15 protein-coding genes, 2 tRNA genes and 3 rRNA genes are annotated in these 24,682 nt (G+C 48.5%); 4 read left to right on the plus strand and 16 right to left on the minus strand.

Annotated elements, in window-relative coordinates; translation table 11 throughout:
- Positions 1-50 precede the first annotated feature (50 nt).
- Both AM1_RS06250 and AM1_RS06255 read right to left on the minus strand, forming a co-directional pair.
- Positions 51-2,402: a tetratricopeptide repeat protein gene (locus AM1_RS06250; protein WP_012161969.1), complete on the minus strand. Its 2,352-nt coding sequence runs from the start codon at positions 2,400-2,402 to the stop codon at positions 51-53.
- A 271-nt stretch (positions 2,403-2,673) separates the two neighbouring features.
- Entirely contained in the window at positions 2,674-3,024 is a 351-nt protein-coding gene (locus AM1_RS06255; protein WP_012161970.1) for a hypothetical protein, read from the minus strand.
- 235 nt (positions 3,025-3,259) lie between these two features.
- Here AM1_RS06255 and AM1_RS06260 point away from each other — a divergent pair, with 235 nt between their 5' ends.
- The 3 genes from AM1_RS06260 to AM1_RS06270 are packed head-to-tail and all read left to right on the plus strand — an operon-like array spanning position 3,260 to position 6,071.
- Positions 3,260-4,438: a M20 family metallopeptidase gene (locus tag AM1_RS06260; RefSeq protein WP_012161971.1), complete on the plus strand. Its 1,179-nt coding sequence runs from the start codon at positions 3,260-3,262 to the stop codon at positions 4,436-4,438.
- 14 nt (positions 4,439-4,452) lie between these two features.
- Positions 4,453-5,250: an LmeA family phospholipid-binding protein gene (locus AM1_RS06265; RefSeq protein WP_012161972.1), complete on the plus strand. Its 798-nt coding sequence runs from the start codon at positions 4,453-4,455 to the stop codon at positions 5,248-5,250.
- 35 nt (positions 5,251-5,285) lie between these two features.
- Positions 5,286-6,071 (plus strand): proteasome protein A/B, encoded by a 786-nt coding sequence (locus tag AM1_RS06270; protein WP_012161973.1) that lies wholly within the window; start codon positions 5,286-5,288, stop codon positions 6,069-6,071.
- Positions 6,072-6,090: 19 nt separating this feature from the next.
- On the opposite strand, the gene AM1_RS06275 is transcribed toward AM1_RS06270, so the two are convergent.
- The 6 genes from AM1_RS06275 to AM1_RS06300 form a co-directional block, all read right to left on the minus strand.
- The gene (locus AM1_RS06275) at positions 6,091-6,651 is read right to left on the minus strand and encodes a hypothetical protein (RefSeq protein ID WP_012161974.1); all 561 of its coding nucleotides are present in this window, start codon (positions 6,649-6,651) and stop codon (positions 6,091-6,093) included.
- A 145-nt stretch (positions 6,652-6,796) separates the two neighbouring features.
- Positions 6,797-7,636 carry a transglutaminase family protein gene (locus AM1_RS06280; protein WP_012161975.1) on the minus strand — a complete coding sequence of 280 codons (840 nt, stop codon included), beginning with the start codon at positions 7,634-7,636 and terminating at the stop codon, positions 6,797-6,799.
- A 4-nt stretch (positions 7,637-7,640) separates the two neighbouring features.
- A complete protein-coding gene (locus AM1_RS06285) occupies positions 7,641-8,624 on the minus strand; it encodes an alpha-E domain-containing protein (protein WP_012161976.1) in 984 nt (327 codons plus the stop codon).
- Between the two features lies 1 nt (position 8,625).
- The gene (locus AM1_RS06290) at positions 8,626-10,062 is read right to left on the minus strand and encodes a circularly permuted type 2 ATP-grasp protein (RefSeq protein ID WP_012161977.1); all 1,437 of its coding nucleotides are present in this window, start codon (positions 10,060-10,062) and stop codon (positions 8,626-8,628) included.
- A 140-nt stretch (positions 10,063-10,202) separates the two neighbouring features.
- Entirely contained in the window at positions 10,203-10,595 is a 393-nt protein-coding gene (locus tag AM1_RS06295; protein ID WP_012161978.1) for a phosphomannose isomerase type II C-terminal cupin domain, read from the minus strand.
- A 293-nt stretch (positions 10,596-10,888) separates the two neighbouring features.
- Complete coding sequence (locus AM1_RS06300) at positions 10,889-13,696, minus strand: bifunctional diguanylate cyclase/phosphodiesterase (RefSeq protein ID WP_012161979.1); 2,808 nt, start codon at positions 13,694-13,696, stop codon at positions 10,889-10,891.
- Positions 13,697-13,963: 267 nt separating this feature from the next.
- On the opposite strand from AM1_RS06300, the gene selD reads away from it, so the two are divergent.
- Positions 13,964-16,222 (plus strand): selenide, water dikinase SelD, encoded by a 2,259-nt coding sequence (gene selD, locus AM1_RS06305; RefSeq protein WP_012161980.1) that lies wholly within the window; start codon positions 13,964-13,966, stop codon positions 16,220-16,222.
- A gap of 45 nt (positions 16,223-16,267) precedes the next feature.
- Here the strand turns inward: selD and AM1_RS06310 are convergent, their stop codons facing one another.
- The 8 genes from AM1_RS06310 to AM1_RS06345 all read right to left on the minus strand — a co-directional run bounded on the left by AM1_RS06310 (position 16,268) and on the right by AM1_RS06345 (position 24,648).
- The gene (locus AM1_RS06310; protein ID WP_012161981.1) at positions 16,268-16,585 is read right to left on the minus strand and encodes a hypothetical protein; all 318 of its coding nucleotides are present in this window, start codon (positions 16,583-16,585) and stop codon (positions 16,268-16,270) included.
- 301 nt (positions 16,586-16,886) lie between these two features.
- A 5S ribosomal RNA gene (rrf, locus tag AM1_RS06315) occupies positions 16,887-17,003 on the minus strand.
- Between the two features lie 65 nt (positions 17,004-17,068).
- Positions 17,069-19,946: ribosomal RNA gene (locus AM1_RS06320) — 23S ribosomal RNA — on the minus strand.
- 197 nt (positions 19,947-20,143) lie between these two features.
- Positions 20,144-20,219 (minus strand) — tRNA-Ala (locus AM1_RS06325).
- A 14-nt stretch (positions 20,220-20,233) separates the two neighbouring features.
- Positions 20,234-20,307 (minus strand) — tRNA-Ile (locus AM1_RS06330).
- 170 nt (positions 20,308-20,477) lie between these two features.
- Positions 20,478-21,980: ribosomal RNA gene (locus AM1_RS06335) — 16S ribosomal RNA — on the minus strand.
- Together the 16S, 23S and 5S rRNA genes with 2 tRNA genes alongside form the textbook arrangement of a ribosomal RNA operon.
- Positions 21,981-22,323: 343 nt before the next feature.
- Entirely contained in the window at positions 22,324-22,950 is a 627-nt protein-coding gene (locus AM1_RS06340) for a DUF4126 domain-containing protein (RefSeq protein ID WP_012161982.1), read from the minus strand.
- 24 nt (positions 22,951-22,974) lie between these two features.
- Positions 22,975-24,648, minus strand: coding sequence for a dynamin family protein (locus tag AM1_RS06345; RefSeq protein ID WP_012161983.1), 1,674 nt, complete (start codon positions 24,646-24,648; stop codon positions 22,975-22,977).
- Positions 24,649-24,682 lie beyond the last annotated feature (34 nt).

Raw genomic sequence — 24,682 nt, forward strand, 5'->3', positions numbered from 1 at the left:
ATGACACAACGCCGAAAACAGATCAGCTTCTGGATTTTAGCCTAGATGGTCTACAGGAGGAGACTATCATCGGGGTCGGCCTCATCTTCTCCGGTATCGTTGAGGGCATGCGCCACATCTTGCATAAAGTTGAGGGTCTGTTGATACCGCTGCATCTCTCGCTGCTCCAGAAAGATCTTGAGCCCTGCTGATAAAGACTGTAAGCTGCCCTGGCGGTCGCCATCTCTAAATAAAGCAACGCCTTGGTCATAATATTGTTCGGCTTCTTGTAATCGTTGTTTCCGATTACTAGCAACAGGCTTCACCTTCTCTCCTGGCGGGGAGTCTGGCGGCGGTGCTGAGAAGTCGCTGCTATAGCGAGACAGGGGACTCAGAGATGCACCACAATGAATACAGAACTGATTGCCTGGGCTATTCCCCTCATGGGTACAGGACTTCTGTGAAGTTTGTGTAGACTGCAGGATTTCATTTTCTTGTTGAAACAGGGACGCCATCGAATGGGTAGCATCATCCACCTGAGGTGGAGACGGCGGCGTTGAGGCAGCAGGAGACGGCGCCCCTTGGGGTTGAGAAAACTCAGTGGAGGGGGGGGCTGATGCCGTTTTCAAGGGTTGCGGCTGAGGGCGCTTAGGGGATTGGCGAATCACATGGTTTAAGTCGGCCTGGGCCGCCGTCTCATCCCCTAGGGCAGACAGGCAACGCGCTCGTTTAACATAAGCTTCTCGGTTATGCGGATCGAGGCGAATCGTACGAGAATAATCTTCAATGGCACCTTGCAAATCTCCACCTAAGGCTCGACTCTGACCTCGATTAAAAAAGGCATCTGCATCCAATGGGTTCTGTTCAATGGCACGAGTATGCTGGGCAATCGCCCGTTCTAGGGTCGGGGCCGCTATCTCAGCGTCTGGAGGTGGTGACTGAGGCTGAGGAGAAGAGGGTTGGGGATTTACCTGAGCTGGCGGTTCTTTCTGCGTAAAGATGGATGATGACTCTGGTTCAGAAGACTGTGTATCTATGGAAACATCCGTAACCGCAGACTCTTTTGCCGAAGTCGGTTGTGTAATAGATGAATTAGAATTCTCAACTGTTTTTAATTCCCCGCTAGCGTCTGGTTGATCGCTAGAAACATCAATCACATCATCAGCAGATGGATCTGCTTGTTGCATCTGGTCAGCAGCAGTCCCTGGTAATGGGTGAGTTTTGGCAAACGGACTCTGATAAGACAGCTCCTTCAGATCCTGCTTCAACGTCTCTAGAGTCGTCGACAATTCGCCACTAAAATCCCGCATCAGCCCCAAAGAATGCACCCGGGCCCAATGAATCGCCTGATTCAGATCTTCCATGGCTGCTTGGGATTCACCCAAGGCCCCAAGGCTTTGTCCTCGTTGATAATAGGCTTGACTATTTTCTGGATCAGTATCAATGATCTTGGAGTAATCTGAAATTGCTCCATCCAAGTCACCGCGCTGGATACGATTATTCGCCCGCTCGAAGAACCCTTCCATGGACGTGGGTTCTAGGGGCACTGTTGCGGGATGAGGCTCTTGCTCACCGTCAGAATCTTCCACCGGCTCCACGGAAACAGGAACGCTTTCTTCCAGTAGGGACAGGGGGTAATCCGTTGCCGTTGAGCTGGGAGAAGAGACATCAACTGGAGTCTCTTTTAACATCCCCAATGCATAAGCCCGTGTATAAGCAGCCTGATGGTTCGGATCATGCAGCAAGGCTTCACTAAAATCCTTAGAGGCCTTCTCAGCTTCTCCCATTTGGGCGAGGCAATAGCCCCGATGAAAGTATGCATCTGCTAATCGAGGGTTATGTTCAATGGCCGATGTAAAGTCTTCAATCGCCTTCTCCAACTCACCACTCTGACTGAGAAATATTCCCCGCTGACAATAGGCATTCGCATCCTTGGGTAACCGCAGAATAACCTGACTGAAATCCGTCAAAGCACCAGGATGATCCCCTAACTCAGCCCGACTATCAGCTCGTTTATAGTAGGCTTTGATGCAATAGGGATTAATGCGAATCGCTTGACTATAATCTTGAATCGCTCGCTGAAACTCACCGCGTTGACGATAACTATTACCCCGTTGAAAATAGGCTTCATCATAATCTGGGAGTAGCTCGATCGCCTCAGAAAAGTCGTGAATAGCAGCTTCAAACTTCCCCAGGGAATTGAACAGAAAACCTCGATTAAAATAGGCCGTGGCCTTAGCTGGGTTGAGGGCTATCGCTTCGTCAAAGTCTCCCAAGGCCCCATCTAGATCCCCGTTCGTGGCCCGCTTATTGGCTCGATTAATTAGAGCATCGGGATTATGGAGATTCTCGCCATACATTTTAGCCAAAGCACCCCCTTCATCTACTGGGTTACTGCCAGCAGGAGGTGAGTTGTTGGGCAATATCTTGCGGATTCTCCTTAAAAAATCAGTCACTTGAGGGCCTAGGTTGCTGTCAAGAAAGATCAGTGAAGAAAAAGAATTCTCGTGTTCAATATCAATATAATTTCAATCTAGGTCAAGGGCTAACTGGGTGAATGTAGTTTTGACTTTAGACCATGAGGTTCCCTTAGAATATCGCGAGTCGTTCGGAATCCCTATAGTTTAATTCTACCAAGTGAGAATAATCCCAGGAGGAGGCAAGGTGTCTTACAGACTACAGTGCTCCAATACCTCAGGAAGAAGGGCGATCGTTCTTGAGAAATAGTTCATATGAAATATAGGCAATCGAGCCGATCATAATGGCCATCGCCAGCCACATCGCAATTTTTACTGCAACCACAACGGCGACCACAACCGCTAGGAATTTACCGACATTGACAATTTTGCGGAGGGTGCGCTTAAAGGATGGCTTGGTAGGGGGAACATCCGTCACCACTTCTACTTCTTGGGCTGCTGAAGAAGCCCCCTCAGGCCTGCCATAGACTTCTGATTCCAGTTCTCGCAACCGGACACTCAATTCTCGTTCTTTGAGTTCTTGTTCCCGACGTCGTAAGTCTTCTTCTGGATTTTGGTTCGAAGTCATAACAATACTGGGGGTAAGCTAAAAGTTAATCGGCTTGGAGGATGGCTTTGGAGCCAAAAATAGCCTTGGGAATGCGAGGTACCTGCTTTCCTTAGATTGCCCAAATTCGGCACTTTTGAGAACAGAAAAATTATGGCAAAACGGTTGAGAGATTGATACCCACATTGAACATAATCTACAGGAATAAGTATCAACCGCTAGCATAAAGTATGGATAGCGAAATCAAAGGGTTTGCATGTCGACTCGAATCAAACAGCTTGCTGAAACACTCTCTCCTCGACTGATTGAGATTCGGCGTCATCTGCACAGTTACCCCGAGTTAAGTGGTCAAGAATATCAAACGTCTGCTTATGTTGCCGGCATTCTGTCTTCCTATGGGTTACATGTACGGGAGGGAGTGGGAAAAACAGGGGTGATCGGTGAATTAAAGGGAGAAGGAGACGATGCTCGTCAGCTCGCGATTCGCACAGACATGGATGCTCTGCCCATCCAAGAAATGACTCAGCTAGAGTTCGCTTCTCGTAAACAGGGGGTGATGCATGCCTGCGGCCATGATATTCACACCACGATCGGTTTAGGCACCGCCATGGTGCTGTCGGCCATGCAGGATGAGATTCCGGGTAAACTTCGCTTCCTGTTCCAACCCGCTGAGGAAATTGCTCAAGGGGCGGGTTGGATGGTGGCAGATGGCGCCATGGATGAAGTCGATGCGATTTTGTCCGTGCATGTATTACCCAGTATTCCTGCGGGGTCAGTGGCGGTGCGCTATGGGGCACTGACCGCTGCCGCCGACAATTTAGAAATTACGATTATGGGAGAAGCAGGTCACGGTGCACGCCCCCATGAAGCGGTGGATGCGATTTGGATTGCCGCCCAGGTGATCACCACCCTACAGCAAGCCATTAGCCGCACCCAAAATCCTTTACGTCCGGTGGTGTTGACCATTGGCCAAATGAAGGGAGGACGGGCTCCGAATGTCATTGCAGATCAGGTCCAAATGCAGGGGACCGTTCGATCCCTACATCCAGAAACACGCGCTCAACTCCCCCAATGGATTGAAGAGATTGTGGCCAGCGTTTGCCGCCCCTATGGTGCCCGCTACCATGTCGATTATCAGGCGGGGGTGCCTTCGGTACACAATACGGCCAGCTTGACCCAGTTAATCGAAACTGCCGCCCAAGGTGTTTGCGGTAGCGAAAATGTACGCATCCTTACAGAGCCATCTTTAGGCGCAGAAGATTTCTCCCTCTATTTAGAACATGCCCCTGGCGCCATGTTTCGTTTGGGGGTGGGGAAGGTCGATCAGGTCAATCCTCCCCTCCATCATCCTCAGTTTGAAGCCCAAGAATCTGCTATTGTCACAGGGGTAATGACGATGGCCAATGCTGCCCTGAACTATTGGCAGCAGGCCTAAGACTGGAGATTGGAGTGGAAACAGAAGAACAACTTGCCCCCCAGCGAAAGGGTCGCCTGATTTCACGGGTTCTCACCCCAGCGATCAAATTGTGGTTGCGATCACAACTCGATCACATCGACGATCTTCAGCTTCAGATCGACAGCGGTAATCGAGAACTTCTCTCAGGCTCCATACCAAAGGTGTTTCTCTCAGCAGCCCAAGCCGTCTATCAAGGCATTCACCTCAGTCGAGCCCAAGTCATTGCCGAAAATATCAGCACCAATCTTCGCCAGGTCCTCCGGGGCAAAGCGATTCGACTCTTAGAACCCCTGCCCATTCAATTGGATGCCGCCTTGACTGCTGCCGATCTAACGGCATCGACAGACTCAGAACTCTTCCAAACAGCCATGAAGCTGGGATTGGTGCCTCTGATTGAGCAGCAGCTCAGTGGGGCATCTGAATGGCCTTTCCCTGGCTGGCAGCCTGGAGTTTCACCCAAGATTCAATTATCCGATCTACGCATGGAACTGAGGTGCAATCGCCTCCAGATCCATGGGCAAATTCAACATCCTGTGACCCAGTCCCTGCAAGCCATCGTCTTAGATACGGGTCTCATGCTCGTCAATCTCCATGAATTGCGTCTCGATTCCCCTCAAGGATTCTATCCCCCCGCTAATCGGCCCATTCCGTTAACCCAACTGAATGACTTTAGGTTTGACCTAGGAACCGATGTTCAACTCACCGTCCTGCAAATTACAGAAACAGCCATTCTTTGTCAGGGGCAAATTAAAATCATGCCTGTCCAACCTGAAGAATCAGACCTAGACTGAAGGCATACTCTTCCTCACATAAAGGCGAGCACAACATGACCTACTGTTTGGGCGTCATCACCCGTTATGGGCTGATTATGGCAGCCGATTCCCGCACCAATGCAGGGGTTGACTATGTTTCGACCGCCCAAAAATTATTTGATCTCTCTTGTCCCGGAGAGCGAGTGGTACTCGTCTGTACTGCGGGAAATTTGTCCATGACTCAAAGTGTACTGACGTTAATTCGGCGCGATCGCAAAGCAGGGGTTCAGGGTAATATCAACGAACTCACTACCATGTACGATATTGCCCACTACTTTGGCGCAAAAACCCGCCAAGTCCTCGAGCAACATCAAGATTGGCTGCAAAAAGACAACATCAGCGCCAGCTGTAGTTTTTTAGTGGGGGGACAGATTAAGGGGGAATTACCCGAACTCTATATGGTCTATAGTCAAGGCAACTTTCTGCGAGCCACCCGCCATTCACCCTTTTTACAAATTGGGGAAATCAAATATGGGAAACCGATTCTCGATCGCATCATCAATTATGACGATACATCCCTGGATGCCGCCGCCAAATGTGCCCTGCTCTCCCTAGATTCCACAATGAAATCCAATATTTCGGTCGGTCCCCCCATCAATATGGCCATGTATGAAGCCGATACCCTGAAAGTCGGATATCGGCTCAAATTGGAGCGCGGGGACCCCTATTTATTGCGCTTACGCAAATCTTGGGAAACCTCTCTCCGCCAAGCGTTCAAGAAGCTACCGAATTTAGCTTGGCATGACAATGAAGACCAAGACCAAGATAATCATCTCGTGATGACAGATATCTTGCCTTAGGAGTCCTACTGCTTAATCCCTAGGATTTATCGGTAATTTTGAAGGAAGCGAGAAACTTCGTCGCCTTATCGTCAAATGCCTTACCGGTATTTTCACCCATGGCGAGGACTTGATAGAGGCGATTTCCGGTGAAGCAAAATTTCCCAGCCATAGAAGCATCTTTAGACTTATATTTGCCCGTTGCTTGAAAGTCCCGGCAAGGAACTCCATTGACCTCAGTTTCTTTCTCATTACTGACTTTGCCATTAATGCTGGATGCAACAGCCCCTTTAATGGCGGTAGACATCAGCTGTTGGATCGGGATAGGAGGCTTAGACTCACCTGGAAATTCCATAAAGGCCACCACAAAAGCCTCTTTCCCCAAATCAAGCTGAGCAATTTCCATATTGAGCTTTTCACCACCAGGAGCAGGGATCGCTTTCGTTTCTTCTTTGGGAGTACCTGGCATGGAAACTGAATATTTCCCAGGTGCGGAAGAATAGTCTTTCCAGGTTGCAGTAGAACTGCACGCACTAATCGTCAATGCAGTCATTCCACCCAAGATGGAGAAGGCAGCAAAAGACGTTCCCTTAATTCTCATGTATCAAAAATCTCCCAAAGTTTTGAGCACAAGCTCGTCGTTATTCAGTATGACCAGTTTGACCAGCATCCTGACAGATGCCAGTGATTAATACAGATTTCGTTAGTGGAGGAGATCACGAGCGCCCATGCTCTACCCAATCACGTTATTGGCTATGGACCGAGACGGTATAGGTGGGAAGCGGGCTACTGCTCCCGCTTCGCAAGCTACCTGAAATGGGTTGGGTTTGTTGGGGCCAGGCGCTTGCCGCAATGGCAACATGGCGATCACAAACCACTAATCCCATGGTGGGATCGTACCCACGCCAGCCAGCCCCTGGTAGATAGACTTCAGCCCAGGCATGAAGCGTCTGCTCCTGACTCGGATCCCCCGCCTCATAACCGCTGACAAAGCGGGTTGCTAACCCCATACCACGACATGCCGCCATAAATAGCCAAACAAAGTCACGACACGTTCCCTGTTTTTTTTGCCAGGTTAGCCAAGGGGGCTGGGGTTGTCCTGTGGGCCGGGTTTGGTAGTGGCAAGATTGATTAATTTGGAGATTGAGTTGGGTCAAAAACTGAATCACATTGCTGTCCACTGCCATGGCAATCTCCTGAGCCAGCTGTGTGGCAGCTGCATCCAAATCTGAATAGAGATAGGGATACAGAATGGCCTTAAGGAAACTGGGATAGTCAATGGGAAAGTGTGTTGCCCAGGGGTCCAGCAAATAGTTAAAGGGGTTGGTACACGTTGTTCTCACCTCGGATGTGGCTGTCACTTGCAGTTTGATCATGGGGGTTTCTGACCACCAACAGCGCATTACCACATTTCCTTCTGCATCTAAGGTCTGGTTCAACCCCATTGGCTCCGGCGCAATCTGAAGATCAAAGCTGGAAACCTGCTGTTCACCCATACTTCGAGGACAAAGCCGAAACAGGTGCGGCCCTAATTCAACAGCCTGAGGATAGGTATAGATCGTGGCATGAACAATCGTAAAACGCACAAGTTTAAGACTGAGATTGAATTTGTAGATGGGTATGGACAGGACGACGATCCAAAAAGGTTTTGAAAATTTCCTGATCCACTTGATTCATCTGCTGTTGCAATCGATCCAAAAATTGATGCATTCCCCCTTCAATGATTTCTTCGACCGTTAGGAACTCTAATTCTGAGCGCAAACGGCCAATGGACCGTTCTGCAGGGTTACACCAGGATCCTAAAGGACTCCCCGAGATTAAATGTAAGGACCGTTCCACCTGAACCGTGCAAAATCGAATCGATCGGGGAAAATCTGGATCCAGGATCAGAAAATCGGCCACCTCAGCTGGCGTAATTAAATGCCGATTGCTGCGTTTGCGATACATTTCATAGGCACTGGTCGATTTTAATAGGGCAATCCAGCCTAATTCATCAATTGGGGTCCCCACATGTTGTAGCGAAGGCAGGAGCATAAAGTATTTAACATCCAGAATGCGAGAGGTTTTATCGGCCCGTTCTAATAAACGTCCCATTTGACCAAAATGCCACCCCTCATTGTGGGAAATGGTCGCGTCCATAATCCCGGCAAACAGGTGGCTGGCCTGCCTCACATCTTCCAAAAATTGGTTCAGATCGGCCAAGGCCAGATCTTCTGCTGTATTGGCAACCAGCAAATAAAAGGCATTGACGTGCTGCCACATTTCGGTAGAGATCACTTCTCGTACTGATCGAGCATTCTCCCTCGCTTTCTGTAAGCAAGAAATCAAAGAATTGGGATATTCATGATCAAACGTGAGGAACCGGATGACGTTTTCAGCATTAGCTTCGCCATAATGTTGATCAAAGAAATCCTTATCTCCGGTGGTGGCGACCAATGGCTGCCACTGTTGCTGAACACGAGTCGGCAAGTCCAAAATTAAGTTGAGATTAACCTCTAGAAAGCGAGCGACATTTTCGGCTCGTTCAATATAACGATTGAGCCAATAGATAGAATCCGCAACACGACTCAGCATTTTATTCCTGGCACAACACCCATGTATCTTTACTCCCCCCTCCTTGAGACGAATTGACCACTAAAGATCCTTTCTTTAGAGCCACCCGTGTTAATCCTCCAGGATGGACATAAATGTCTTGACCGTAAAGGATATAGGGGCGCAAATCAACATGACACCCAGAAAACTCCTCCCCCAATATTGTAGGGACCCTGGATAAACAAAGGGTCGGTTGAGCGATATAGTTTCGGGGATTCGCGCGAATCCGTTGAGCAAATTCCTGGCGCTCTGCCTCAGTGGATTGGGTGCCAATCAGCATGCCATACCCGCCCGATTCATTGGCAGATTTGACGACTAACTGATCGAGGTTGGCGAGAACATGGTGAAGCTGTTGGTCTTCCCAACATAAATAGGTGGGAACGTTAGCCAAAATTGGATCTTCGCCCAAATAGTATTGGATCATATCTGGGACGTAAGCATAGATGACTTTATCGTCCGCGATACCCGTTCCGGGGGCATTTGCGATCGCAACTCGTCCCGCCCGATACACCTCCATCAATCCCGGTATCCCCAACTGAGAATCAGGCCGAAAGGCAGTGGGATCCATAAAATCATCATCCAGGCGACGATAAATCACATCTACCCGCTGCAACCCTTTGGTCGTCTGCATTTGCAGATAGCCGTCTACCACCACCAAATCGCGTCCTTCCACCAACTCAATCCCCATCTGTTGGGCGAGATAGGAATGTTCAAAGTAAGCAGAGTTATAAATACCAGGGGTAAGAACAACGACCGTCGGACTACTGATGGTGTTCGGCGACAAGTGAATTAAAGTGGTCAACAATCGGCTCGGATACTCATCCACCGGCTGAATCGGAATTTCCTTAAAAATCTGAGGGAAGGTACTTTTCATCACCTGCCGATTTTCTAGCACATAGGAAATACCGGATGGACAGCGCAAATTATCTTCCAGCACATACCATTGGCCATCACTGTCTCGCACCAAGTCTGTACCCGTAATATGGCACCATACGCCCTTTGCCGGTTTTAAACCAATACAAGGTGTCAAATATCCCTTAGCGGACTGGATTAACTCCTCGGGAATCACCTTGTCCTTCAGAATCTTCTGGTCATTGTAAATATCATCAATAAATAAATTAAGCGCATGGATCCGCTGCTTAAGGCCTTGCTCTAGGAAACTCCAATCCTGAGCAGAAATAACCCTCGGAATCACATCAAAGGGGAAAATTCGCTCCGTCCCTTCCGTTTCACCATAAACGTTGAAGGTTGCGCCTAGCTTACACAACGCCTCCTGAGCCGCCCGTTGACGTTGCAAGAGTTCCCCATCCGGCAAACCATGAATTTTGTCTACCAGAACTTGTCCTTGGGGACGGGGGGTTTGCTCACTCTGGAACAGCTCATCATAGAAATTTTCAGGGTCATAGGTATCAAATCGCACAGCTACCCCACAGACGCTAAAAAGCTTGAGGGTATCTTACTGGTAACTTGATATCTCTAAACTGTATGTTTTGATACCTGGATACTGAAACCTCCCAAAATCCTTATTTTCTTTGAGTTACACCAAATTCAGAATGTGCCCTAAGCAGAACAGAGATAGCCTACACTGCCCTGGAGGCTGTCCCCTTCCCCTAAGAACACACAATGCTCTACTGCCATCAATGTCAGAGGGAAGCGCCCAGGATTTTCTAAGCAATGGCAGGTCTGGCGAGGCACATACCAAGACTGATCGGCTCCTAACAGCATTTTTTTCGTGTTATCCGTGACCTTAGCGAGCCCTGCCACCACAATCCAATGAATATTGAGGTGCTGATGGAGCTGTCGCCCCAAGCTTTGCCCTGGATTAACTTCCAATCGCTTAATTTGATAACTAGGACCTGTATCCAGAATGGTCAGTGTGCCCCAAGGTTGCTGTTCTAGATGGGCGTTCTTTCTAATAGGAGTGGGATGGGCACTCATTGGAAAATTAGACATTCTTCGTTGCTCTTAATCATTGAAGGTAAAGGTATAAATTGGGCCAGATTCATCTTGAGTTACTCCCGGACTCACTGAATCCTAGGCAGCCCTGAAAACGGCTTTAGAGGCTATTCCAATTTGTCGAATAGCATGCCCAGCACAGAGGCCACCTTTTCCTCAATATCTACGAACTAAAGAAAAATTTAAGATCACCGCACAGGTTTTATCAAAACTTTATTCCAATGGTTCTAAATCGCCCATGGAATGGCTGCATCCTTCCTGATAGCACATTGCCTAACTGCTCATAAAGCTTATTTTGTCGGTAGGGGCTGAGGTTTGCCCATGGCATACCCTTGTAGATAATCCACACCAATTTGCTCAAGCGCAACAATAGTGTCTCCATTCTCTACAAACTCAGCGATGGTCTTGATATGCATCGCCCGACAAATCTGATTAATGGCTGAGACCATCACCTGATGGGTTGCATCTTCCACCATATCTCTCACTAAGCTGCCATCAATTTTTAAGTAATCAATCGGGAAACGTTTGAGATAGGAAAAAGATGAGAATCCACTGCCAAAATCATCTAGAGCAAAGTGACAGCCAAACTCTTTTATTTTTTCGATACATTGAATCGCTTGCTTAAAGTTGCTAATCGCCACTGTTTCTGTGATTTCAAAGCAAATCTTATGAGGCTCCAACTGAGTTTTATTCAGTTGGGTTTGGATAAAATCTAGCAAGGCATCATCATCCAGGGAGCTACCCGATAGATTGATAGAAATGCGAGTGTTCTCCTGGCTCTGAAAATAAGCACCATACTTGATCAAAACATTTTCGATTACCCATTTATCAATCTCTAGCATCAACCCATATCGTTCAGCAGCAGGAAGGAAACTATTAGGTGAAAGAATTTTTCCATCTGTATCTTGCAAACGGAGCAAAATTTCGTAACAGACTGGAATCTTAGTCTCTGTATCGAGAGGAACAATGGGCTGATAGTAGAGTCGAAATCGGCTTTCTTCTAAGGCTTTGCGAATTGTCGCCACCTGCATCAATTCGCTGTGTTGTTCTGTAACCCCTTGAGCCTGAGCATGGTAAAGATGAACCCGATTACGACCCCGATCTTTCGCTGAGTAACAAGCAACATCCGCTTTTGCAAATAGCAGAGTTAGGTTGTCGGTATCTGCAGTAATCGGTACAATCCCAATACTGGCACCGATCTTAAAGAGTTGGCCTTCCCAGATAAAGCGAAATTGAGAGAGTTCAGAGATCAGATTTTCTGTAACAATTCGAGCTTTTTCTAAAGAGCAGTTCTTCAGCAATAAGCCAAACTCATCTCCCCCCAAACGGCTGAGAATATCAGTCTGACGAATATGAGCCTGCAACAAATCCGCGACCTGTTTTAAGAGAGCATCCCCTGCTAGGTGGCCCACGGTATCATTGACAATCTTGAACTGATCTAAGTCAAGAAAACAGAGGGCATGCTGAATTGGATTAGACTGTTTTTCCTCGATGATTTGACCGAGCTGATGCTCAAACTCTCGACGATTCACCAATCCTGTAAGGGAATCATGGGTCGCCTGGTGCGTTAACTGTTGTGATAATGAATGGGCTTCAGTAATATCCCGGCCAATCCCTCGATAACCACAGAAAACGCCTTGAGGGCTAAAGACTGGTTTGCCAATACTTCTCAGAACTCGAGCATTTCCATCCAGATGCTGACACTCTATTTCAATATCGAAGGGCTCTAATGCATCTAGGGTTTGGTTCAGATGATCCCAAGCCGTGGGTTTGAACACAGCATAGAAATCCAAGCAAGATTTCCCGATCCACGCTTCAATGGGAGACCCGGTCAAAGAGCAATGCTGCTCTGATAAATAGGTAAATCTCAATTCTGCATCTGTTTCCCAAAATAAGTCTGCTCCAATCGCAGCAAAGTCATGAAACCGCTGTTGGCTTTCCCGCAGGGCTTCTTCTGTATCTTTGAGAACGGTGATGTCACGGGCTGAAATTGCTGCACCAATAATTTGTTCTTGTTGGTTCCGAAACGGAACATATTCAATATCGAAATACCGTGCTTCATCCAGAGATGGAACCCAATGCTGTCTTCGAACTTTTTCTCCCGAAAAACATCGATCTAGATCGGGTTTGATAATTTCTTGGAAGAAGGGCTGGCCATGCACTTTTGCCATAGACTGGCCAGAGATTTCCGTTGTTGCCTTATGAAATTTTTCAGTGTATTGGGGATTCGCGGCCAGATATTCATAGCAGGTATCAACTAGCGCCATATAGCTACCAGCAGAGTTAAAGATGGTTTCATATTGGCGGAGCCGTTCTTCAGTTTCCTTTTGTTGGGTAATATCCGTCTGAATTCCGACTAAAAAATGCACCTCCCCCTGGGCATTGGTCAGGGGTTTGATCCGTAATAAGTTCCAGAAGGGTTGCCCCATTTTCCGATAGTTAAGAATTTCACCTTCGAAGGTCTGATCGTTTTTGAGTGCCTGGCGAATCTCATCGACCGTATTGGGATCTGTTTTTGGACCTTGGAGGAAATGACAGCTATTCCCAATCACTTCATCTGGGGTATATCCAGTGAATTGATAGAAACTAGGGCTGGCAAAAATCACAGGAAATCCAGGAACAGTAGCATCTGAGATCACAATGCCATCATTGGCTGTCTCTGCAGCTAAGGCTCTTAAACACAGTGTTGCTTTTTGTAGGTCCTGATCAGGATGGATGTATTGAAGCTTAAGACAAAGGGTTTTATCTGCTGGGTCGCTACCATGCACAGACATTACTGTATATAAGCAAGGTAAATTCTGTGCTTTGGCATTTTGATGCGTGGCTTCGAAATGAAAAACCCCCAGGTCCCCTTGGAGTAATTGCTGTAATTGAGTCGCAAATTCTGTGAACTGTTCGAGTTGAGAAATCTCTCGATAATGGTAGCCAATCAATTCATGGACAGAAATATTTGTAATTTCACAAAAGGTGGCATTGACCTGCTGAAAATATCCACTGGAAGAAATAATAGCAATCCCTACGTCACTCAATGTAGATGGTGATATGTCTAATCCTAGAACCTTAGTTTCTGAGGATAAAGAAGGTGAGGGAGTAGCCATTCTATGGGAATTCATTCTTGTCTTAGATGGAAGTTAACGATCAAATAAGGAGGCTTTTAGGCCTGAATGGTTATTAATAGGCCGTTCTTGCAAGATGAGGATCATCTACCATTGTCTGTACAAAATTTTCTTCTGCCATGAGGAAATTTACTGAAAATGCACCAGTATCGTATTTTCAGGGAGCTTAATGTTTTTTCAGGTCGATCTCAGGCAACTTGAGGTTGAAGGGAGTACCATCAACACAGCGATTTTAGAGTCAGAGTTTTTGTGGAGAATCAACGGCCCATTGAAAAAGAGCTAGTGCTGATTGGAGGGGGACATAGCCATGCGATCGCGCTCCGCAACTTTGCCATGAATCCCTTACCCGGCGTTCGCATCACCCTGATCAGTGAACAGTCTAATACCCCTTACTCAGGTATGTTGCCAGGACATGTCGCCGGACATTACACCTACGAAGAATGCCATATTGATTTACGACGATTAGCCACTGCAGCTCAAGCCCAACTCTATGTTGATCGGGCCATCGGTCTCGACTTGGATCGGAATCAGGTTAACTGCGCAGGTCACCCCCCAGTTCGATTTGATATTTTGTCCATTGATATTGGCAGCACCCCGGAACTGCCAGATGTGCCTGGGATTTTGGACTACAGCGTTCCGGTTAAACCCTGGCGATTTTTTCTGCACCAGTGGCAGCAAGTGATAGATCGCGTAAGCCAACACCCCAATCAGCCGATCAGCATTGGAGTCGTCGGCGGCGGTGCTGGAGGAGTAGAGCTAGTATTGACAATTCAGCACCAATTACAGCAGATTCTTCAAGCAGCAGGGCAGCCCTTAGCCAATCTGACGATGCATCTGTTTCATCGGGGAGCACGAGTGATGACCGGCCATAACGCCCGGATTCGCAATCGCTTTCAGCAGATCCTGATTCAGCAAGGTATTCACTTGCACCTGAAAAAAACGGTATTGCAGGTGCAAAAAGGCAAAGTCTTCTGTGAGTCTGGGTTTCAGGTCGAGTGCGATACCATTTTTTGGGTCACTCGGGCATCTGCACCTATTTGGCCTCAACAATCGGGTATCGCTACCGACGAACGAGGCTTTATTCAGGTGCAACCCACCTTACAGTCAGTCTCCCACCCTCACATTTTTGCCGCCGGGGATATTGCAGCCATGGTAGCGTCTCCTCGCCCTAAGGCTGGGGTATTTGCAGTCCGTCAGGGTAAGCCGTTAGCCGAAAATTTACGACGGTTGTTGCAAGGTAACAAACTACAAATCTACAAGCCCCAATCTAAGTTTTTGAGTTTGATTAGCACGGGCGATCGCAAAGCCATTATGTCCTGGGGGGCATTGCCCCTCGGTAATGAGTCGGCCTGGCTCTGGCGCTGGAAAGATGCCATTGACCGCAAATTTATGGATCAATTTCGCGAGTTCCTGGAAATGGGACCTGATGTTGAGTTACCTGCAGAAAACTCAATTCCAATGCAATGTACTGGCTGTGGATCTAAAGTCGGTAGCCCTATCCTAGAGAAAACCCTATCTCGCTTACACCAAGACTACCCTCCCCTGCGTCAAGATATTTTGGTGGGCTTAGGGGGGGCAGATGATGCCGCAGTGGTCGAAGTTCCACCTGGTCAAGTGATGGTCCATACCCTCGATTACTTTCGCAGTCTGATCAATGACCCGTTTATTTTTGGTCAAATTGCGGCCCATCATAGTCTGAGCGATCTGTTTGCCATGGGGGCAGAGCCTCAATCAGCCTTAGCCATGGCAACATTGCCCTATGGTTCAGATCAGAGCCTCCAAGAAACCCTATATCACCTCCTCGCAGGAGCCACAAAAGTCTTGCAGCAAGCGGGAGCAGAGTTAGTCGGGGGACACACCACTGAAGGAGCAGAGCTAGCATTTGGGCTAGCCTGTAATGGGTTGATTGATCGCAAGGGCATCCTATCCAAGCACGGGATTCAACCAGAACAAGTTCTGATACTGACTAAGCCTCTGGGTACAGGCTTAATCTTTGCTGCGGCTATGCGTCAGCAAACCCGTAATCTCTGGATCGATTCAGCCCTACAGTCCATGTTGCAATCTAACCAAGCAGCCACCCAATGTTTTCTGGAATACCAAGCGACTGCTTGCACAGATATCACTGGATTTGGACTCATTGGGCACCTATCCGAAATGCTGAGATCTTCGCCCATCCACGTCCAACTAAACCTAAATTCAATCCCAGCTATGCCGGGAGTAGCCGAAATTATCTCCCAGAACATTCATAGCTCTCTATACCCTCAAAACTTAAAAGCTGGGCATTGGGTCGCCAATCAAGATCAATTTCAAACTCATCCCCTATGGCCACTACTATTTGACCCTCAAACATCTGGAGGCTTATTAGCTACAGTTCCCATGGAACATGCCAGTGAATGTCTAGAAGACTTAGAAAAAGTTGGATATAGGCAAAGTTCAATAATTGGAAAGACCGTACCTATGCAGCCTCAAACATCCAGCAGTCGACAACAGCCAATCATCATTCACTAAACAAAAAAGTTATGAAGTAGCTAACGCCACAGCACACGAACTATTTCAGGTGTTTTCAAGCAATTTACCAGCAGAGGAAGCTCTCATCAGCTTATCTGTAACAGCCCTATCAGATAGAGACTGTAGTCCTGCTTCTTTCTTAGTTTCTTCCAAAGCCAGAAACATCACCACCAATTTTTCCTGAGTCTTTTGGATATTCTCTAACCATTCCTCTTGTTGAGTGGTCAGAGATGAAATCTTGCTTTTAGCATCATCCAAGACTTGTCTTTCTACACGCTCAGTGAGGATGATATTTCGCAACAAAAACAGAAGTACAACTATCGTTAAAATTAAAGCTGGGAATAACCAATAATTTGCAGTCATAATACCCTCCCTTTTTTAGGGGTAATATTTGCGCCTATTACTGGCGTACCACTTTATGAAATCCCCTGTAAAGAGCCACTTGCAGAAATCTTTTTCAAACATCTGACAAAAACTAGCGCTTTAAGCCATAATCTAAATCTAATAGGTGATATTCAAGGCCAATAATTTAGTCGTAACTAATCTTCTTTATATATCCCTCGATTCCGAATAGAATCACAAGAATCCAGTTGATTTAAGTATCAGATAATATCAAACAAAAGAAGCAGACCTTCTCATCAGAGAAGGTCTGCTTGAAATATTAACCTGGCACCGAGCTATTTTTCCAGGGGGCTACCCCCCAAGTATCTTCGCCGCTACAGCGTTTCACAACCGAGTTCGGGATGGGTCGGAGTGGGTCCACCGTGCAATAAGCACCAGGAAGACTGTTAGGGTTAAAACCCTCAAGACTGCATAGCTAAATTCTGTCATCAACACCAATTAAATGAGGTCAAGCCCTCGGTCTATTAGTACGGCTCGACTGCACATGTTACCACGCTTCCATCTACCGCCTATTAACGGGTCGTCTTCCCGTGACCTTACTGGCTTATGCCATGAGAGCACTCATCTTGAGGTGGGCTTCCCACTTAGATGCTTTCAGCGGTTATCCACTCCGCACTTGGCTACCCTGCGTTTACCGTTGGCACGATAACAGGTACACCAGCGGTGCGTTCCTCCCGGTCCTCTCGTACTAAGGAGGAATCCTCTCAATGCTCTTGCGCCTACACCGGATATGGACCGAACTGTCTCACGACGTTCTGAACCCAGCTCACGTACCGCTTTAATGGGCGAACAGCCCAACCCTTGGGACGTACTACCGCCCCAGGTTGCGATGAGCCGACATCGAGGTGCCAAACCTCCCCGTCGATGTGAACTCTTGGGGGAGATCAGCCTGTTATCCCTAGAGTAACTTTTATCCGTTGAGCGACGGCCATTCCACGCTGAGCCGTCGGATCACTAAGGCCGACTTTCGTCCCTGCTCGACTTGTAGGTCTCGCAGTCAAGCTCCCTTATACCTTTACACTCTGCGGCTGATTTCCGACCAGCCTGAGGGAACCTTTGCGCGCCTCCGTTACCATTTAGGAGGCGACCGCCCCAGTCAAACTACCCACCTGAAACTGTTCCTCTCCCGGATAACGGGTAAAGGTTAGAATTCTAGCCTTGATAGAGTGGTATCTCACCAGTGACTCCACAATGCCCACAAGCACTGTCTCAACATCTCCCACCTATCCTGCGCAATCAAAGCCCGAACCCAATTCCAAGCTATAGTAAAGCTTCATAGGGTCTTTCTGTCCGGGTGCAGGTAGTCCGTATCTTCACAGACAATCCTATTTCGCCGAGCCTCTCTCCGAGACAGTATCCAGATCGTTACGCCTTTCGTGCGGGTCGGAACTTACCCGACAAGGAATTTCGCTACCTTAGGACCGTTATAGTTACGGCCGCCGTTCACCGGGGCTTCGGTCGCTAGCTTCGCCGAAGCTAACCAACTTCCTTAACCTTCCGGCACTGGGCAGGCGTCAGCCCCCATACATCGTCTTGCGACTTAGCGGAGACCTGTGTTTTTGGTAAACAGTCGCCTGGATCTATTCACTGCGACCACCTCGCGGTGGCACCCCTTCTCCCGAAGTTACGGGGCAATTTTGCCGAGTTCCTTAGAGAGAGTTACCTCGCGCCCCTCGGTATTCTCTACCTCCCTACCTGTGTCGGTTTCGGGTACAGGTAATCTTGGATTAACGTGTTTAGAGCTTTTCTTGGAAGCTTGACATCAGCCACTTCGGAGACGTATCTCCTCGTACTCGCGCCTCAGCTCAGGACGTTTTCGCCGTCCCTCAACACCTTGAACGCTTCAACCGGTAACCAACATCCGGCTGGCTTAGCCTACTCCGTCCCTCTGCACAATCCAAAATCAGTACGGGAATATTAACCCGTTGTCCATCGACTACGCTTTTCAGCCTCGCCTTAGGTCCTGACTAACCCTCCGCGGACGAGCCTTCCGGAGGAACCCTTAGGGTTTCGGGGCATTGGATTCTCACCAATGTTTTCGCTACTCAAGCCGACATTCTCACTTCTACTTCGTCCACACCTGCTCACGCTAATGCTTCAACCTAATGTAGAACGCTCCCCTACCACTTGTACAAGTACAAGTTCACAGCTTCGGCATGTTACTTAGTCCCGTTCATTTTCGGCGCAGGAGCGCTTGACCAGTGAGCTATTACGCACTCTTTCAAGGGTGGCTGCTTCTAGGCAAACCTCCTGGTTGTCTCTGCACTCCCACCTCCTTTGCCACTTAGTAACAATTTAGGGGCCTTAGCTGGTGATCTGGGCTGTTTCCCTTTCGACGATGAAGCTTATCCCCCACCGTCTTACTAGTTGAGTGTACACGGGGTATTCGGAGTTTGATTCGATTTGGTACCGCTCTCGCAGCCCGCACCGATTCAGTGCTCTACCCCCCCGCTATAATCTCAACCGCTGCGCCTAAACACATTTCGGGGAGAACCAGCTAGCTCTGGGTTCGATTGGCATTTCACCCCTAACCACAGCTCATCCGCTCCTTTTTCAACAGAAGTCGGTTCGGACCTCCACTTGGTGTTACCCAAGCTTCATCCTGGCCATGGTTAGATCACCCAGGTTCGGGTCTATAAATACTGACTAACGCCCTTATCAGACTCGGTTTCCCTTTGGCTTCGGCATTTCCGCCTTAACCTGCCAGTACTTATAAGTCGCCGGCTCATTCTTCAACAGGCACACGGTCAGCCGTTAAATCGGCCTCCCATTGCTTGTAAGCTAACGGTTTCATATTCTATTTCACTCCCCTCCCGGGGTTCTTTTCACCTTTCCCTCGCGGTACTGGTTCACTATCGGTCACACAGGAGTATTTAGCCTTACGAAGTGGTCTTCGCAGATTCACACGGGATTTCACGTGCCCCATGCTACTCGGGATACAGCTAGTATCTTTAAGTTTTTGACTACAGGACTTTCACCTTCTCTGGTGCAGTATTCAGCTGCTTCGTCTAACCGCTAGAGTCCATGTCGCTGTCCCACAACCCCAAGAGTAAAAACCCTTGGTTTAGGCTGTTCCCGCTTCGCTCGCCGCTACTAAGGGAATCGCTTTTGCTTTCTCTTCCTCCAGTTACTAAGATGTTTCAGTTCACTGGGTTCGCTCGTGCTGACCTATGGATTCAGTCAGCCGTTTTAAGGGTTGCCCCATTCGGAAACCTCCGGATCAATGCTTGTTTCCAGCTCCCCGAAGCGTATCGTCGGTAACCACGTCCTTCATCGCCTCTGTGTGCCTAGGTATCCACCGTTAGCCCTTTGTAGCTTGACCACAAAAAGTTTTCATTGGTGTCTGTAAATGTCAGTCCATTGCACTAGGCAATCAACTGACCTACCTGACAGAATTTATAATGCTATGCAGTTTTCAAGGTTCTAGCTGGACTCGCATCCAGCAGGTTGTTATGTCAACATAAAATCAGACAAAACAGCTTGCAAGAGGCAGTTATCCGTATCGAGTTGAAAATCTTTTGGTGGAGGTAAGCGGACTCGAACCGCTGACATCCTGCTTGCAAAGCAGGCGCTCTACCAACTGAGCTATACCCCCAAATAAATAATGAGTGGGCCATCCTGGACTCGAACCAGGGACCTCACCCTTATCAGGGGTGCGCTCTAACCACCTGAGCTAATAGCCCGTGGTGTTTAACTCAAAAACAGATCCAAAAGTACAAGACCTCTGAATCCGAATCTAGAGTTTTCACCAAACCTAGAATAGTTTGAAAGTTAAGACTCCTCGACCGACCTTGGGATGACTTGTCTAACGCCTATATACGTGAGTTCGGCTGTTAGCAAGTAGGTCTCCCTAAAAGGAGGTGATCCAGCCACACCTTCCGGTACGGCTACCTTGTTACGACTTCACCCCAGTCACCAGCCCTACCTTCGGCGTCCCCCTCCACAAGGGTTGGGGTAACGACTTCGGGCGTGGCCAGCTTCCATGGTGTGACGGGCGGTGTGTACAAGGCCCGGGAACGTATTCACCGCAGTATGCTGACCTGCGATTACTAGCGATTCCTCCTTCATGCAGGCGAGTTGCAGCCTGCAATCTGAACTGAGGCTAGGTTTATGAGATTAGCGCACTCTCGCGAGTTGGCAGCTCTTTGTCCTAACCATTGTAGTACGTGTGTAGCCCAGAGCGTAAGGGGCATGCTGACTTGACGTCATCCACACCTTCCTCCGGTTTGTCACCGGCAGTCTTTCTAGAGTGCCCAACTGAATGATGGCAACTAAAAACGTGGGTTGCGCTCGTTGCGGGACTTAACCCAACATCTCACGACACGAGCTGACGACAGCCATGCACCACCTGTGTTCGCGTTCCCGAAGGCACTCCAAGCTTTCACTCGGATTCGCGACATGTCAAGCCCTGGTAAGGTTCTTCGCGTTGCATCGAATTAAACCACATACTCCACCGCTTGTGCGGGCCCCCGTCAATTCCTTTGAGTTTCACACTTGCGTGCGTACTCCCCAGGCGGAACACTTAACGCGTTGGCTACGGCACTGACCGGGTCGATACGGCCAACACCTAGTGTTCATCGTTTACAGCTAGGACTACAGGGGTATCTAATCCCTTTCGCTCCCCTAGCTTTCGTCCATGAGTGTCAGTTACGGCCCAGCAGAGCGCCTTCGCCACTGGTGTTCTTCCCAATATCTACGCATTTCACCGCTACACTGGGAATTCCCTCTACCCCTACCGTACTCTAGCCTTTCAGTTTCCATTGCTGATCCAGAGTTGAGCCCTGGGCTTTAACAACAGACTTGATAGGCCACCTGCGGACGCTTTACGCCCAATAATTCCGGATAACGCTTGCCTCCTCCGTCTTACCGCGGCTGCTGGCACGGAGTTAGCCGAGGCTTATTCAACAGGTACCGTCAGATCTTCTTCCCTGTTAAAAGCGGTTTACGACCCAAAGGCCTTCCTCCCGCACGCGGTATTGCTCCGTCAGGCTTTCGCCCATTGCGGAAAATTCCCCACTGCTGCCTCCCGTAGGAGTCTGGGCCGTGTCTCAGTCCCAGTGTGGCTGATCGTCCTCTCAGACCAGCTACTGATCGATGTCTTGGTAAGCCTTTACCCCACCAACTAACTAATCAGACGCGAGCTCATCTTCAGGCGAAAAAACTTTCACCCTAAGGCACATCCGGTATTAGCAGTCGTTTCCAACTGTTGTCCCAGACCTGAAGGTAGATTCTCACGCGTTACTCACCCGTCCGCCACTCGCCACCAAGGAGCAAGCTCCTCGTGCTGCCGTTCGACTTGCATGTGTTAAGCATACCGCCAGCGTTCATCCTGAGCCAGGATCAAACTCTCCATGTGAGAATTTGTTCTGTAATTATCTTAAAGTTGAAGTTCCTAAACTACGAGAAGCAAGCTTCACTTCGTCTAAAAACCCCGACGAGGATGATTGTCTTAAATCTTTCAAACTATTGATTTGTCTAGGTTCGGGGCGCTTTCTGGAGGCGAACCTCGTTTCGAGCGCTTGACCAATATAACAACCCTGTTATGGTCTGTCAACAATTATTTTTCACACAATGGATTCACTTCACATAAGTTGATTCAGCCCTCTCTTCACAGCAGATTATGCCGAGATATCATTCTTCATCGAAGCAAAGGCTTAATGAATCATTCCCCCCAGATTGTTGAGCAGGCGTAGCCGAGATTATCTCAAGCGATACCTAGTTCTGTTTCTATATCGGCCTTCCATCATTCGATTGGCTTTGCGGCGTTGACGCCTGGCCAGCAAGATTGATTTAGTTTTGCGAATTAACCCAATAATCACTAATAAGACTATGCCAGCCGCCAGCAAAGGAATCGCTAACCCTAGCAGTGTTAAGACCACGGATAATACAGCTTCGATGGTAGAGAGGACGGGGTTACCGACCCCTCCGGTCATAGTGGTTGCGGCGACACGGGTGACGGAGGTGGTTGTTTCCACGATTCCGGCTGCACTGCCACCAGCCAGAATAGCTAAGGTCCATTGCAAAACGGGATTGAGATCACCTAACGTAGCTGCGGTTAAGACGGAACCCACTGCAATTGCAGTCGGAATTTCAATCAAATCCAGCAGATTATTGACTCCAGGAATGTAGTAGGCCAACACTTCAACTACCACGGCAGTGCTCAGTACAATCAGTGCTGGATAGGAGCCAATCCACTGTAAATTGGGGGCCAACGGTAGATCACCAAATAGGGCCGCCATACACATAATCAGGGGTGGAATAAAGACTCTTAAACCGCTAGCTGCACTAAGGGTAATCCCGAGACAGAGACTAATAAGGATTTCCATGGTGTTGTTGAGATCAATCCTCTCCTATATTGCCTCAAGCGCATCTTCAAGCGATGTCAGGGTGTTTTGCAGGAGGGTGAGTTGATGCTGATTTTGATAGGACTTGGGTTCTGCGTTTTCTTCCACAATTGGGGTTAAGATAATTTGCTCGGCTGTGCGTTCGTACTCCTGCAGGGCAGTCAAGGCTGCGGCTCGAAACTGAGTGAGATAGTAACGGGCTGCCTGCTGGTAGCTTTCCTCGTTCTTTTCAAACTTGGGTAAATCTGCTTTAGAAACAGCGATATTTTCCAGTTTGTTGACGACATATCCAGTACCACCAAAAATGGCGGCTCCTAGGGGGCCACCCATCAGCCAGCCTAATCCCGTTGCGATCGCAACCGGGGCAATTTCATCTTCCTTGGATTGAGTAGAGGATGTAGACGGCTGGGGTTGTGACTGGGGTGCAGGACCACTGGGGAATGCAAACCATAATTCTGCCGGTCGGGGTTGGTTAAAGAATTCACAAGCTTTGTGAACCCAACCCACCACTTCACGCTGGTGTTTCAGCCAGGTGGGTTTTAAAGTTTCAGTGAGCCAAGCTGGAAAACGCTCTTGTTGGAGCGCGATCTGGGCTCCTGTTTCATGGTTTCGGAGCAAGGTGGGCAAATCAAGCCAAACTTTGGTATCGGCTACACTCTCTCGGAATCCTTTGATAATCAATTTTTGGGCACGTTCTTTAATCTCCAAGCGCTGCTGAGCCCGATCTTGGACGTCGGCTTGGACTTGGGATTGGACAAAGGCAATTTTTTCTTGCAGGGCGAGTTGGAGTTGTTTCGCCAGTGCGATCGCACGCTTTGACTGAGTCGGAATGCCGTCTGTTTGATAAGCCTGAACAATACTTTGCAAAGCCGTTTCTAACATGGGCAGCCCTGTTGTTTGAGCAGTGGCCATATCACCTTTAAGCTGAGCTCGTAACGCAGGCAATGCATCGACCCGGTAAAGATTGCTAATCCCGGGGGGGAGTTGAGACCGAAAGCTTTCGGCCACGAATCGCATCCGGTTCATCACCTGTTTTTGATCTTCAGGGTCTAATAGGTTTAAAAAATTAACCACAAATACGACGCTTTCAATGCCCCGATCCAGCAGCCAGTCCCGCAGGTGTTCCCGTTCCCCTAAGGTCATCAATTTGCGACCATCCAACATCTGAATCACTAGATCTGCCGTTAGCAGTTGTTCTTTGGCCAGAGCATCCTGGGCCTCCCGATCATTAGTTCCCGGTAAATCTAATAGCTCCACACCCGTTTGTAAAAACGGATGGGGACAGCTCACCTCTACAGACACTACATCTTCTCGCATCCGCCGATTATCATCCAAAATGGCGTACTGTTTGAGGATATCCGTGCCCTGTTCTACGATTTCTTGATTATTTTGCAAGCAAATGCGCGTTTGTAACTGCGGACCATAACGAACGGTAATCGCTGCTCCCGTGGTCGGGATTAAGTCAATGGGGAGGGCTTTTTCCCCCAGCAAAGCATTGAGCAGCGTAGATTTCCCATAGTTAAAGGGACCGAAGATTGCAATTCTAAGGGCCGTCTTCTGGACCCTATTTGCAACTGTAAGCACCTCTCGCCGCAACTCATCTGTTTCTCGAAGCTCCAACACTCCCACAGTCATCTGTAAAGTTTGGAGCAAATTATGGTAGGTATCCAATTGAGCCATCGCCAATAGTTTGTGATATTCAGCACAGATAAAG

Origin of the sequence: Acaryochloris marina MBIC11017, from assembly GCF_000018105.1 — a bacterium.
Classification (GTDB): domain Bacteria; phylum Cyanobacteriota; class Cyanobacteriia; order Thermosynechococcales; family Thermosynechococcaceae; genus Acaryochloris; species Acaryochloris marina.

What these genes read in the sequence shown, in the direction of transcription:
- AM1_RS06255 (WP_012161970.1), bottom strand. Translation starts at nt 3,024, where the DNA reads ATGACTTCGAACCAAAATCCAGAAGAAGACTTACGACGTCGGGAACAA.
- AM1_RS06260 (WP_012161971.1), top strand. Translation starts at nt 3,260, where the DNA reads ATGTCGACTCGAATCAAACAGCTTGCTGAAACACTCTCTCCTCGACTG.
- AM1_RS06270 (WP_012161973.1), top strand. Translation starts at nt 5,286, where the DNA reads ATGACCTACTGTTTGGGCGTCATCACCCGTTATGGGCTGATTATGGCA.
- AM1_RS06275 (WP_012161974.1), bottom strand. Translation starts at nt 6,651, where the DNA reads ATGAGAATTAAGGGAACGTCTTTTGCTGCCTTCTCCATCTTGGGTGGA.
- AM1_RS06285 (WP_012161976.1), bottom strand. Translation starts at nt 8,624, where the DNA reads ATGCTGAGTCGTGTTGCGGATTCTATCTATTGGCTCAATCGTTATATT.
- AM1_RS06295 (WP_012161978.1), bottom strand. Translation starts at nt 10,595, where the DNA reads ATGTCTAATTTTCCAATGAGTGCCCATCCCACTCCTATTAGAAAGAAC.
- AM1_RS06300 (WP_012161979.1), bottom strand. Translation starts at nt 13,696, where the DNA reads ATGGCTACTCCCTCACCTTCTTTATCCTCAGAAACTAAGGTTCTAGGA.
- AM1_RS06310 (WP_012161981.1), bottom strand. Translation starts at nt 16,585, where the DNA reads ATGACTGCAAATTATTGGTTATTCCCAGCTTTAATTTTAACGATAGTT.
- AM1_RS06340 (WP_012161982.1), bottom strand. Translation starts at nt 22,950, where the DNA reads ATGGAAATCCTTATTAGTCTCTGTCTCGGGATTACCCTTAGTGCAGCT.
- AM1_RS06345 (WP_012161983.1), bottom strand. Translation starts at nt 24,648, where the DNA reads ATGGCTCAATTGGATACCTACCATAATTTGCTCCAAACTTTACAGATG.